This window comes from Arthrobacter sp. D3-18, from assembly GCF_054408525.1.
Genome location: NZ_CP096440.1, coordinates 1,577,452 through 1,590,458 on the forward strand (window position 1 = coordinate 1,577,452; position 13,007 = coordinate 1,590,458).

At 63.3% G+C, this 13,007-nt stretch carries 12 protein-coding genes; 10 read left to right on the plus strand and 2 right to left on the minus strand.

The genetic code is table 11. The annotated features are described in order from the left end of the window. The first annotated feature begins 96 nt into the window (after positions 1–96). The 10 genes from hemE (at position 97) to M1D89_RS09470 (ending at position 11,415) form a co-directional block, all read left to right on the plus strand. Positions 97–1,212 carry a uroporphyrinogen decarboxylase gene (gene hemE / locus M1D89_RS09425; RefSeq protein ID WP_498650031.1) on the plus strand — a complete coding sequence of 372 codons (1,116 nt, stop codon included), beginning with the start codon at positions 97–99 and terminating at the stop codon, positions 1,210–1,212. A gap of 5 nt (positions 1,213–1,217) precedes the next feature. After that, positions 1,218–2,690 carry a protoporphyrinogen oxidase gene (gene hemG / locus M1D89_RS09430; RefSeq protein ID WP_498650033.1) on the plus strand — a complete coding sequence of 491 codons (1,473 nt, stop codon included), beginning with the start codon at positions 1,218–1,220 and terminating at the stop codon, positions 2,688–2,690. Between the two features lie 87 nt (positions 2,691–2,777). Then, entirely contained in the window at positions 2,778–3,479 is a 702-nt protein-coding gene (gene hemQ, locus M1D89_RS09435; RefSeq protein WP_498650035.1) for a hydrogen peroxide-dependent heme synthase, read from the plus strand. Further along, positions 3,476–4,699, plus strand: a complete 1,224-nt coding sequence (locus M1D89_RS09440) for a ferrochelatase (protein ID WP_498650037.1) — start codon at positions 3,476–3,478, stop codon at positions 4,697–4,699. Before hemQ ends, M1D89_RS09440 begins: the two co-directional genes overlap by 4 nt. Continuing rightward, entirely contained in the window at positions 4,696–5,694 is a 999-nt protein-coding gene (gene hemC / locus M1D89_RS09445) for a hydroxymethylbilane synthase (protein WP_498650039.1), read from the plus strand. The genes M1D89_RS09440 and hemC overlap by 4 nt, the downstream gene beginning before the upstream one ends. A gap of 10 nt (positions 5,695–5,704) precedes the next feature. Further along, positions 5,705–6,559: a uroporphyrinogen-III synthase gene (locus M1D89_RS09450; protein WP_498650041.1), complete on the plus strand. Its 855-nt coding sequence runs from the start codon at positions 5,705–5,707 to the stop codon at positions 6,557–6,559. Next, positions 6,556–7,536, plus strand: coding sequence for a porphobilinogen synthase (hemB, locus tag M1D89_RS09455; RefSeq protein ID WP_179017115.1), 981 nt, complete (start codon positions 6,556–6,558; stop codon positions 7,534–7,536). The genes M1D89_RS09450 and hemB overlap by 4 nt, the downstream gene beginning before the upstream one ends. Next, the gene (locus tag M1D89_RS09460; RefSeq protein WP_498650043.1) at positions 7,536–8,651 is read left to right on the plus strand and encodes an LLM class flavin-dependent oxidoreductase; all 1,116 of its coding nucleotides are present in this window, start codon (positions 7,536–7,538) and stop codon (positions 8,649–8,651) included. Before hemB ends, M1D89_RS09460 begins: the two co-directional genes overlap by 1 nt. A 44-nt stretch (positions 8,652–8,695) precedes the next feature. Further along, on the plus strand, positions 8,696–10,015 hold the full coding sequence (gene hemL / locus M1D89_RS09465) for a glutamate-1-semialdehyde 2,1-aminomutase (RefSeq protein WP_498650044.1): 1,320 nt from the start codon (positions 8,696–8,698) through the stop codon (positions 10,013–10,015). A 113-nt stretch (positions 10,016–10,128) separates the two neighbouring features. Then, complete coding sequence (locus tag M1D89_RS09470; protein WP_498650046.1) at positions 10,129–11,415, plus strand: glycoside hydrolase family 3 N-terminal domain-containing protein; 1,287 nt, start codon at positions 10,129–10,131, stop codon at positions 11,413–11,415. A gap of 93 nt (positions 11,416–11,508) precedes the next feature. Here the strand turns inward: M1D89_RS09470 and M1D89_RS09475 are convergent, their stop codons facing one another. Together M1D89_RS09475 and M1D89_RS09480 are read right to left on the minus strand one after the other, a co-directional pair. Continuing rightward, entirely contained in the window at positions 11,509–12,246 is a 738-nt protein-coding gene (locus M1D89_RS09475; protein WP_017198579.1) for an amino acid ABC transporter ATP-binding protein, read from the minus strand. Further along, complete coding sequence (locus tag M1D89_RS09480) at positions 12,243–13,007, minus strand: amino acid ABC transporter permease (RefSeq protein WP_091468678.1); 765 nt, start codon at positions 13,005–13,007, stop codon at positions 12,243–12,245. The genes M1D89_RS09475 and M1D89_RS09480 overlap by 4 nt, the downstream gene beginning before the upstream one ends.

Sequence of the window (13,007 nt, forward strand, 5' to 3'; positions counted from 1 at the left end):
CGCAAGCGAGTGATCCCGGCCACAACGGCCCGGGCGGGGCGCGACGTGACAGCTTGTCGTTATCTTTTGCCCCGGATTTTCGGCACAATCGAAGGCATGACTTCTAGCGCGGCAGCATCCAACAGTACGGCCTCCAACGCCCCGGCGGGAACCCTCGACGCCAACCACCCGCTGAAGGACGGTCGGACCTCGGACTCACCGCTGATCACGGCATACCGGGGCGGCACGCCCTCCCGCAGGCCGGTATGGTTCATGCGCCAGGCTGGCCGATCCCTTCCGGAGTACCTGAAGGTACGCGAGGGCGTGGCCATGTTGGACTCTTGCCTCCGACCCGAACTCGCCGCCGAGATCACCCTCCAACCTGTTCGCCGCCACGATGTGGACGCCGCCATCTTCTTCTCCGACATCGTCATTCCGCTGAAGCTGGCGGGTGTCGGTGTGGACATCGTCCCCGGCGTGGGACCCGTCCTGGACAAGCCGGTCCGAACAGCAGCTGACGTTGCTGCCCTGCCCACGCTGACGTGGGAAGCCCTGGAGCCTATCCGTGAAGCCGTCCGCCTGACGGTTGCCGAATTGGGAAAGACCCCGCTTATCGGCTTTGCCGGCGCGCCGTTCACCCTCGCTGCCTACATGGTTGAGGGGAAGCCCTCGCGTGACCACCTCGGCCCGCGGACCATGATGCACGCGGACCCCGAGACCTGGGCCGCGCTGGCCAACTGGGCGGCCGACACCTCCGGCATGTTCCTTCAGGCCCAACTTGAGGCAGGCGCTTCGGCAGCGCAGCTCTTTGATTCGTGGGCAGGATCGCTGGGCTTGGCTGACTACACCAAGTACGTGGCGCCTGCATCTACCCGTGCGCTTGACCACGTCCGTGGACTCGGGGCACCGCTGATCCACTTCGGCACCGGCACCTCCGAACTGCTGGTTGCCATGCACGACGTCGGAGTTGACGTCGTGGGCGTGGACTACCGGCTGCCCTTGGACGAGGCCAATCGTCGGCTCGGCGGCACTGTGCCGCTGCAGGGCAACATCGACCCCGCTCTTCTGTCTGCCCCGTGGGAGGTTCTTGAAGCCCACGTCCGCGAAGTCATCGCTGCTGGTTCCCACGCCCCGGGCCACGTGCTGAACCTCGGCCACGGAGTTCCTCCCGAAACGGACCCCACAGTCCTGACACGCGTCGTGGAGCTCATTCACTCCATCCCCGCGGAGTAGGAACAATGCGCGGGGTACACGCAGCGCCCAAAGCAGCAGCAGGAGGACCAACCGCCGTCGTAGTGGGCGGTGGGATCTCTGGCCTGATTGCCGCACGGGAACTGGCCGCGGCCGGTTCTGCGGTTACGGTCCTTGAGGCAAACCAAGCCTGGGGCGGCTGCGTGGGAAGCCATGTTGTTGCCGGGCTGCACCTGGACAGTGGGGCGGAATCGTTCGCCACCCGATCCACAGCTGTAGCCGACCTCGCACGTGAACTTGGACTGGCGGACAGGATCGTAGCCCCGCACCCCGGCGGTGCTTGGGTGCAGCTGCCGAACGGCCCGCAAGAGCTACCAAAGACGGGAGTGCTTGGTATTCCGGCAAACCCCTGGGACCCCGAAGTGCGGCGATCTTTGGGCCTCACGGGAGCCATCAGGGCCTCCTTGGACCGCTGGCTCCCGGCCTCTGTCGGAACGTCTTCGGACGTCACCAGCGTTGCCTCCTTGGTTCGTACCCGGATGGGCAAAAAAGTTCTTGAACGGCTCGTTTCACCTGTAGTTGGTGGCGTTCACTCGGCCGACCCCGCCCTCTTGGATGTTGACATGGTGGCCCCGGGGCTGCGCGCTGGGATTCGCGCTCAGGGCTCACTCGCTGCCGCTGTTGCGGCTCAACGCAAAGGTGCCAAGGGTTCCGCATCCGGTTCCGGCGGTGCGTCTGGTCCGGCTAAGGCGGGTTCCGCCGTCGCGGGCTTAAAAGGTGGAATGAACACCCTGGTGGAAGCGCTCGTGGCGGATCTGCGGGAACGTGGAGTCGCGTTGCTCTCCAATCAACACGCCGATGATGTCGTGAAGACACAGGATGGCTGGAGGGTCACCGCCGGGAATGCCACGTACGACGCCGGCAGGCTGGTGGTTGCGCTTGAGGGTCCGGCCGCCGTTGGGCTGCTGCAGCAGTCCTTGCCTGAGCTGTCCAGCCTCCGCCCGGCTCCCGGCCCGTTGGTGAGTCTTGTGACGATGGTTGTGGACTTGCCTCAGCTGGATGGCAGGCCCCGAGGAACCGGGATTTTGGTGGCTCCGCAAACTCCGGGGATCAAGGCCAAGGCGTTGACGCATGCAACGGCCAAGTGGGATTGGCTGGCAGACGAAGCCGGTCCGGGCACACACGTTCTGCGTCTCTCCTATGGTCGGCGCGAAGAAGCTGGCGGGGGCGGGGACGTTGTCCTCGATGATGAATCACTGTTGGCCGCGGCTTTGGAGGATGCTTCCGCGCTGCTGACCGTCCCGATATCGCAGGCGGACATCGTTGACTGGGATGTGGTGCGGTGGGCGGGCGCCCTGCCGTTCGCCGCCGTCGGTCATAAACAGCGCGTGGCGCAAGTTCGCCAGGTCTGCGGCGCAGCGGATGGACTTACCGTGGTGGGTGGCTGGTTGGCTGGAAACGGCCTTGCCGCAGTAGTGGCCGATACGAGGGCGCAACTCGCGGCAGTACGGGCCGACTAACTGTCTGCTTTGTGATTTGCATCACTTCTACGCCTTGTAGAACTGATCCGTTTCGACTTAGGGGCTGGCACGGGGCAAACTTGAACCATGAGCCACACTTCTGCCGAATCTGTCACTAAAACTGCTGAAACCGAAGAACAGTTCTACACGCTGTGGACGGTCTTCAAGCGCTCGGCCGACGTCCTGCGCAGCGGCGATGCCGCACAGGAATTCGAAGCCCTTGCGGAGAAGCTCGCGGAGGGCGGCGTGATCCTCCGGGGCAGCTACGACGTCTCGGCCATGCGTTCGGACGCTGACATCATGGTGTGGCTCCATGGGCCCAAGCCGGAGGACCTGCAATCCGCCGTCCGCTCAATCCGCCGCAGCAAGCTCTTTGCGGGAACTGACATCGTCTGGTCCGCCATGGGCGTGCACCGCGAAGCTGAGTTCTCCAAGAGCCACGTGCCCGCCTACGCCCGCGGCGTCGAGCCCAGCACCTGGCTCTGCGTCTACCCGTTTGTGCGTTCCTACGAGTGGTACCTGCTGCCCACGGACGAGCGTGGCAAGATGCTCCGCGACCACGGCCTGCTTGGACGCGAATTCCCGCAGGTCATTTCCAACACTGTCTCCTCTTTTGCCCTGGGCGACTGGGAATGGATCCTCGGCCTCGAAGCACCTGAACTGGTTGACCTCGTGGACCTGATGCGTCACCTGCGGTCCACGGAAGCGCGACACCACGTCCGCGAAGAAATCCCCTTCTATACCGGCCGCCGCGTCACGGCTGCCGAGATTGCCGAGGTCCTGGCATGACCCAGCCCGTTATCTCCACAGCACCGAACGCCGTCACTGAGCGTGGCCGGCAGGAGCCCAAGCGGTACGACGCCGTGCTGCTCGCATCCTTCGGTGGTCCTGAAGGCCAGGATGACGTCATTCCGTTCCTGCGCAACGTCACCCGTGGTCGCGGCATCCCGGATGAGCGCCTCGAAGAGGTCTCGCACCACTACCGGGCTTTTGGCGGCATCAGCCCCATCAACCAACAGAACCGTGAGCTGAAGGCCGCGATCGAGGCTGAACTGGCACAGCGCGGCATCGAGTTGCCGGTCCTCTGGGGAAACCGGAACTGGGACCCGTACATCGCGCCGGTCCTGCAGGACGCTTACGACGCCGGACACCGCCGGATCCTGATGCTCACCACCAGCATCTACTCCTGTTACTCCAGCTGCCGGCAGTACCGTGAAGACATTGGTATTGCGCTGACCGAAACCGGCTTGGACGGCAAGCTTGAAGTGGACAAGATCCGCCAGTACTTCGACCACCCCGGCGTAGTTCAGCCGTTCCTTGAGGGAACTACGGCCGGCTTGGAGGAGATCCGTGGGAAGCTCGCCGCAGCAGGCGAAGCCGACCCGGATTCGAAGATTCGAGTGCTGTTCGCCACCCACTCCATTCCTACCCGGGATGCAGAGGCTGCAGGCAGGTCCGAGGACGAACCGCGCGAATTTGCTGAAGGTTCCGCCTACGCTGCACAGCACCTTGCCAACGCCAAAGCCATCATGGACGCTGTGGCACCGAACGTGGCCTGGGACCTCGTATACCAGTCCCGCTCGGGCGCTCCGCACATTCCCTGGCTGGAACCTGATATTAATGACCACCTGGAGGAGATCGCCCCCGAAGGCGTCCGCGGTGTGGTCATCGTTCCCCTTGGTTTTGTCAGCGACCATATGGAGGTTGCCTGGGACCTCGACACCGAGGCACTGGAAACCTGCAATAACCTGAACATCGAGGCCACCCGCGTGCCCACTCCGGGTACGCACGCGGCTTTCGTGTCCGGACTGGTGGACCTGATCTGCGAACGCACCGTAGAACACAACATCGCTGACCGTCCCCACGTAACGGACCTTGGCCCTTGGTACGACGTCTGCCGTCCCAACTGCTGCGAGAACTTCCGAGGGGCAAAACCCGTCATCTCCGAAGTTGGCGCCAGCATCGGTATCGGCCATGACGCCTACCCCGCTCCGGAGGCTGCCAAGTGACTGTTCGCATCGGCACCAGGGCGAGCAAACTTGCTCTGACGCAGACGCAGCAAACTGCGGACCAGTTGGCTGCCGTCGGCGGCTTCCCGGTGGAGCTCGTGCACATCAAGACCGAGGGAGACGTCAAAACCGGATCCCTTTCCCAGATGGGCGGCACAGGTGTGTTCGTTGCTGCCCTGCGGGATGCACTCCTCGCTGAAACCTGTGATGTCGCCGTCCACTCCCTGAAGGACCTGCCCACGGGAGCCGCACTTGGCCTGAGCATCGCCGCAACACCCAAGCGGGTGGATGTCCGTGACGTTCTTTGTGCACGCGACGGTATGACTCTTGCCGAGTTGCCGGGCGGCGCCAAAGTAGGCACAGGCTCGCCACGGCGGGCCGCTCAGCTACGGGCTGCACGTCCGGACATTGAGGTACTCGATATCCGTGGGAACGTTGATACGCGTCTCGGCCGTGTCCCGGGACTACCAGGAAACGCCACCGATGAAGTTGTTCCAGGCAAGTCCTGCGACCTCGACGCCGTGGTGCTGGCCGCCGCGGGCCTGGAGCGCATGGACCGCCTGGACACTGTCAGCGAGTTCTTCGAATCCGATGTCATGCTGCCTGCCCCCGGGCAGGGAGCGTTGGCCATCGAATGCCGGACCAACGATGCCCCGCGTTTGGCGGGTTCCACCGAAGGGTCAAACGGAGTGCTCGCACAGGCCCTTGCGGCGCTGAACGACGACGACACCCGTCTCGCCGTCACGGCCGAGCGTGCAGTCCTGGCCAGGCTTGAAGCCGGATGTGCAGCTCCTGTGGGTGCCTACGCCTTCCGCAAGGGCAGCATGCTGCACCTTGAAGCAGTGGTCTGTGCCGTGGATGGCACCAAGACTGTGCGCGAGAAGAAAGCCACCGACGGTCTCACGGAAGTCGGAGCCACGTTGCTCGGCATCGAAGTGGCGGAGCTCTTGCTCGCTGCCGGCGCCGCGGAGATCGCGGACCTTGCGGCGTCCTGAGACGCATGAATTGAACGGGCTGACCGGTCGGCGCGTCCTGATTACCAGGACCGCCGACCGTGCGCGTCCCCTGGCATCGCTTTTGAGCGGTTTGGGAGCGGAGCCACTGGTGCTGCCGCTCATCGATTTTGAGAAGGCGGGGGACCAGGTTCCCCTTGACGCCGCCTTGGAACGTTTGGTGGCCGGTGATTTCAACTGGATGGTGATCAGCAGCATCACCACTGTGCGGGTTTTATTGGAGAAAGCTGCTCAGCGCGGCGTCGCCGTGGCGGACCTTGTCCCAGCCGATACGAAGGTTGCCACGATAGGTCCCTCCTCCCGTCAGGTCCTTGAATCCGTGGGCCTCACGGTCGCCTTGGCTCCTGCGGAAGTCCAGTCGGCCGATGGATTGCTTGCTGTGTGGGAGGCGTCCAGTGAACGGGTTTTCCTGCCTCAAGCTGACATCGCATCGCCCGGCCTGCGGGAAGGCCTGGCCGCTGCCGGTGCGGATGTCACCTGCGTGGTCGCTTATCACACGGTGGACTACCCTGCCCGAGCGGAACTTCGCCTTACAGCGGAACTTCCGTCCGGCGTCGTGGTTTCCGCCCTTGATGTTCCGGCAACGCTCAGCCCGGAAGAGGCACGCGCCGCACTGGATGCCGGAACCCTGGACGCCGTAGTGGCTGCTTCTCCCAGCGCTGCACGTCGCATCGCCCAATTGTTTCCGGCATTGGGCACCTGCCGCTTCGTCGCCATTGGGCGTCCGACGGCGACAGAGGCCTCGCGGTTCGGCCTCACCGTTGCAGTTACTGCCAAAGAACCAACCCCGGACGGCATTGTGGCCGCCTTGGAATCTATTTTCGCCAACGAAGGGAACCCGCAATGAGCTTTCCGAACCATCGTCCCCGCCGCTTGCGCACCACTCCCGCCATGCGCAGGCTTACCGCCGAGACCCGCCTGGCGCCCGCGGACCTGATCCTTCCGGCGTTCATCCGGGAGGGACTTACTGAGCCGAGCCCCATCAGTTCCATGCCGGGGGTCGTCCAGCACACCACCGAGTCACTGAAGCGGGCGGCCGCGGAAGCCGTGGAGTTGGGCGTCGGAGGCATCATGCTGTTCGGCGTGCCTGCGGTACGTGACGCGCAAGGCACCGCCTCCCTGGACCCTGAGGGCGTCCTGAACAAGGCCATTCGCGACGTCAAGGCGGAGGTCGGTGATGACCTGGTGATCATGGGCGATGTTTGCCTCGACGAATTCACGGACCACGGCCACTGCGGCGTCCTTGATTCCGATGGCTATGTGGACAACGACGCCACGCTGGAGATCTATGGCCGGATGGCTGTAGCGCAGGCCGACGCCGGAGCCCATGTGCTGGGCCCCTCGGGAATGATGGACGGCCAGATCGCGGTGATCCGTCAAGCACTGGAGGAATCCGGACACAAGAACACTGCTGTTCTTGCCTATGCGGCCAAGTACGCGTCAGCGTTCTACGGCCCGTTCCGAGAGGCCGTGGATTCCCAGCTCAAGGGTGATCGCCGGACCTACCAGATGGACGCGGCCAACCGTCGGGAGGCCATCCTGGAAGTTGAGCTGGACCTCGAAGAAGGCGCCGACATGGTGATGGTCAAGCCTGCCATGAGTTACCTGGACATCCTGGCCGATGTCGCTGCCATGAGCCCGGTGCCGGTCTCGGCCTACCAAATCTCGGGGGAGTACGCCATGATCGAAGCGGCCGCAGCCAACGGATGGATCGACAGGCGCGGTGCCATCACGGAGTCCGTCCTCGGCATCAAGCGTGCCGGAGCCGACACCGTCCTGACCTACTGGGCCTCCGAACTGGCAGGCTGGCTGAAGGAGTCCTGATGTCCCCTGTTTCCCCAGAGTCCGCTGTTCCCGCAGAATCAGTAGTCCCGTCCGACCCCAGCGCGCCAGTGGGGGCCAACGAGATCCTCCTCGGCCTGAATACTTTTGGCGACGCCGGTGTGGATGCCGAGGGGAACCCGAAGGAGCATGCGCGTGTCCTGCGCGAACTGCTCCAGGAAGCAAAGCTGGCTGACGCCGTCGGAATCCATGCTTTTGGTGTGGGCGAACACCACCGCCGCGATTTCGCTGTGTCCGCGCCAGAGGTCTTCCTTGCAGCGGCAGCCGCAGTGACCTCGCGGATTCGCTTGGGGTCGGCCGTTACCGTGCTCAGCTCCGATGATCCGATCCGGGTTTTCCAGCGCTTCGCCACCGTGGACGCGTTGTCCAACGGCAGGGCAGAGGTAATGCTCGGCAGGGGTTCGTTCGTGGAGTCGTTCCCGCTGTTTGGTTTGGACCTGGCGGACTACGAAGTCCTGTTCGAGGAAAAACTGGAGCTGTTTGATAAGGTTCGGGCACAAAAACCGGTTCATTGGGAGGGGCGCACGCGGCCCAACGTCAATGGACTGCAGGTATACCCAAAATTGCAGCACCACTTGCTGCCGGCCTGGATTGGCGTCGGAGGTACACCTGAGTCCGTGCTGCGCTGTGCCGAATATGGTTACCCCATCATTTTCGCCATCATCGGGGGAGAGCCCCGCCGCTTCGCACCGCTGGTCAACCTGTACCGTGAGGCGATGGCCAAGTACGGCCATCCGATGCGTCAGATCGCAACGCACTCACCCGGTTTCATCGCTGACACGGACGATGCTGCCCGCGAAGAGCTCTTCCCGCATTGGCTGGAGCAGCGTAACAGGATCGGTTCCGAACGTGGCTGGGGTCCAGGGAACCGTGGGGAGTTTGATGCCATGTGCGGCCCGGAAGGTGCCCTCTACGTTGGCTCCCCGGAAACCGTGGCGCAGAAAATCGTCCTGCTCAAGCGGAACCTTGGCGTGGACCGCTTCGACCTCAAATACAGCAATGGAACATTGCCGCATCAATCCATGATGCGCTGCATCGAGCTCTACGGCACCGAGGTAGCCCCGCGGGTTGCTGAGCTGCTGGCCACAGCATCCTAGGTGGCGGCCATGCCGCTCCCTGAATCACTGAAAGAATAGGAACCATGACGTCAAACACCCCCGTGTCCGATCAACTGTTCGACCGTGCCCGGTCCCTGATGCCCGGCGGCGTGAACTCGCCGGTGCGGGCCTTCGGGTCAGTGGGCGGCACTCCGAAGTTCATGGTGTCCGCCAAGGGCGCCTACCTGACGGACGCCGACGGTAAGGAATACGTAGACCTCGTCTGCTCCTGGGGCCCGGCGCTGCTGGGCCACGCCCACCCTGCCGTGCTTGACGCCGTTCACGCAGCTGTGGACCGGGGCCTTTCCTTCGGAGCCTCCACACCGGATGAAGCCAACCTTGCCGCGATCGTCAAGGACCGGGTGTCCGCCGTCGAACGCCTGCGGATGGTGTCCACCGGAACTGAAGCCACCATGACGGCCGTTCGCCTGGCCCGCGGTTTTACGGGCCGCAACCTGATCATCAAGTTCGCCGGTTGCTACCACGGGCACTTGGACGGACTGCTGGCGGCTGCAGGATCCGGTGTCGCCACGTTGGCACTGCCCGGCTCTGCCGGTGTCACAGAGGCCACCGCAGCTGAGACCTTGGTTCTGCCTTACAACGATCTCGCTGCCGTCGAGGCTGCCTTCGCTGCCCACGGCCAAAACATCGCTGCCGTCATCACGGAAGCGGCTCCGGCGAACATGGGCGTCGTCACCCCGGGCGAAGGCTTCAACGCGGGCCTATCCCGTATCACCAAGGAAAACGGTGCGCTCCTCATTCTCGACGAAGTCCTTACCGGCTTCCGCACCGGCTACTCCGGCTACTGGGGATTGACCGGTCGCCAGGAAGGTTGGGCTCCGGACCTGCTCACTTTCGGCAAGGTCATCGGCGGTGGAATGCCGACGGCGGCCCTCGGCGGCCGTGCCGACGTCATGGACTACCTCGCTCCCGTAGGCCCGGTCTACCAGGCCGGTACCCTGTCCGGAAACCCCGTGGCTATGGCCGCAGGCGTGGCAACGTTGACCAACGCAACTCCTGAGGTCTACGCCTACGTTGATGCCCGTTCGCTGGAACTCTCAGCTGCGCTCTCCTCCGCCCTTGATGACGCCGGTGTGGACCACTCCATCCAGCGGGCGGGCAATCTGTTCTCTGTTGCGTTTGGTACCTCTACCCACGGCGTGCACAACTACGACGACGCCCAGCGGCAGGAAAGCTTCCGATACGCCCCGTTCTTCCACTCCATGCTTGACTCCGGCGTTTACCTTCCGCCGTCGGTCTTCGAAGCCTGGTTCCTCTCCGCTGCCCATGACGACGCCGCGATGAACCGCATTATCGACGCCCTTCCGGCAGCAGCGAAAGCTGCAGCGGGCGCTACGGCCTAGATCCTGTGTGATGCCCCGGGCAATTGCTTGAAGCTACTGTCCGGGGCATTGTTGCGTCCGATCGGGGTAGGCTCGTAGGTGGAAACCCACCCCCAACGAATTCACGGTTTACCATGCGCAAGTCCCCTTCCATTGCATCATTGAGTCTCAGCATCGCCACCGCCGGAGTGCTGCTGGTCGCAGCCGCTGGCTGTTCCAGTGGCACAGACGGTTCCGGCCAAACCTCGGGGGAGGCGACGCCGTCGGTGGCTCCTTCTTCGCCCTCAGTATCGCCCGCTCCCACAACGCCGCCGGCATCAGTTACCAACTCAGCGGTTCCTTCCCCGCCCCCCTCCGTAGCCCCTGCGCCGGCGCCCAGCGCGCCGTCAGCTGCGGAGCAGCAGCTCGCCGCACTCAGCCTTGAGCAACGGGTGGGACAACTGTTCATGGTGGCAGCCAAGGCCAGCGGTGCCGAACCGGGAACCATGGATGCGCTGACCAAATATCACGCCGGAAACGTTTACCTCAGCGGACGCAGCAAGGCCGGAACTGCCCCGACCGCGTCCCTTGTGTCTTCGCTGACAGGCACGGTATCTACTGCCACCACCGGCGGGGTACCCCTTTTTGTGGCCACCGACCAAGAGGGCGGATACGTCCAGGTTCTCTCCGGTCCGGGGTTCTCCACCATTCCCACGGCCCTGGTCCAAGCGTCTTCCGGGGCGGCGAAACTCCGCGCGGATGCTACAACGTGGGGGAAGGAACTTAGCAGCGTAGGCGTCAACGTGAACCTCGCACCGGTTTTGGATACAGTGACCAGCCCGCAGTTTGCGCCCTCGAATGCCCCCATCGGCCATTTTCAGCGGGAGTACGGCTATGACCCGGCCAACGTCTCGCTGCTGGGCAATGCCTTTGCCGATGGCATGAAGGACGCCGGAGTGGCCCCCGTGGTGAAGCACTTCCCGGGACTTGGCAGGGTTGTTCCCAACACGGACGTCACAAGCGATGTCCGTGACACGACAACCACACGGAACGATCCCGCATTGTCGCCCTTCCATGCGGCCATCACATCGGGCGCCCAGTGGGTCATGGTTTCGAATGCCTACTACGACAAGATCGACGCCGCCAACATTGCACCGTTCTCACCGACCGTGATGGATACGATGCTGCGTGCTGACGCCGGCTTCAAGGGGATTGTCCTTTCGGATGACCTCTGCAGCGCTGCCCAGCTGGAATCATGGTCCGATGCCGAGCGTGCCCTGAACTTCTTCGGCGCAGGCGGAACCATGCTGGTCTGTGCCGATCCCGCGAGCATTCCGGCAATGCACCAGGCGGTGGTGCAGAAGGCCACGGCAGATCCTGCCTTCCGGGCAAAGGTGGACGCCGCAGCGCTTACGGTGCTGCGGGTCAAAGCCGGTCAATAGCGGCTCCAAGGCAGTCCGAACAGCAAAGAACCCCGCCTTCGCTTGGAAGGCGGGGTTCTTTGTAGCGGGTGTAATCCTGCTAAGCGGAGGTCCTTAAAGGACGTCCGAAAGGAAACCCTGAAGGCGTTCCGTTTGCGGGTTGGTGAACAGCTGCTCCGGAGGTCCGGATTCAACCACCACGCCGGCATCCATGAAGGTCACGATGTCTGAGACGTTGCGGGAGAAGCCCATTTCGTGGGTTACCACCACCATGGTCATGCCTCCCTGGGCCAGGTCCGTCATAAGCGCAAGAACACCCTTGACGAGTTCCGGGTCCAGCGCGGAGGTAGCTTCGTCAAAGAACATCACCTCAGGCTTCATGGCCAACGCGCGGGCAATCGCCACACGCTGCTGCTGTCCGCCTGAGAGGTTGGCCGGACGGGAATCCGCCTTATGCTTCAAACCCACCAGGTCCAACTGGGCCAGTGCCTCGTCGCGCGCCTGTTCCTTGGACATGCCACGGAGTTTGCGCAGTGCCAGCGAGATGTTCTCAGCCACCGTCTTGTGCGGAAAAAGGTTGAACTGCTGGAAGACCATGCCGATGCGGCGACGCAGTTCGTCCGGGTTGTCCTTGAGGACCGAACGTCCATCCAGCAGGATATCGCCCTGATCCGGCTCGATGAGCCGGTTCATCACACGGAGCAGCGTTGACTTGCCTGAGCCGGACGGGCCGATAACGGAGGCCGTGGTGCCCTTCTCGACGTGCAGGTCGATGCCCCGCAACACATGGTTGCTGCCGAACGACAGGTGGATGTTCTTCGCCGTCAACGTACCTGATGCGAATTCACTCATGCCTGCGCTCCTTTTCCTACGACGGCCGCTGCCTCGTCCGGTTCCTTCTTCTCGGGGCGTCCAGCGCGCATGCGGGCATCAATAAAGTTCACGAAGTGCGTGAGTGGGATGGTCAACGCCAGATAGAAGATGGCTGCTGCCACGTAAGGGGACAGATTGCCACTGTTGGCTGCTGCATCCTTACCTATCTGGAAGATTTCACGCTCTGTTGCCAGGAGGCCAAGCATGAAGACCAGTGACGATTCCTTGATCAACGCGATGAACTGGTTGACCAACGCAGGAAGAACGCGGCGGATGCCTTGCGGCACTACAACCAGGCGCATGGACGAGCCGTAGCTGAACCCGAGGGCACGGGTTGCCTCAAGCTGGCCCTTGTCCACGCTTTGGATGCCGGAACGGAAAATCTCGCCGATGTACGCACCGGACATCAAGGACAGCGCCGCGATGGCCATGGGGTACGGGCTGGTGGAGCCCGTCAGTTCGCGAATAATCGGGCCAAAGCCGAATCCGATCACCAGGATGGTCAGCACCGGGGGGAGCCCGCGGAGAATGTCCGTGTAAATGCGGGCTACCCACCGTGCTGCTGCGTTCCGCGAGATCCCCATCAGGGCGAGCAACATCCCGAGCGCGGTCCCGATGATGCCCGAGACGACAGCCAGGACGATGGTGTTGGGCAGACCGACAGCGAACATCTTGGGAATGACTTCGCCCATCGCCTCCCAGTCAAAGAAGGTGTCGGCTAATTGATTGAGGATATCCAT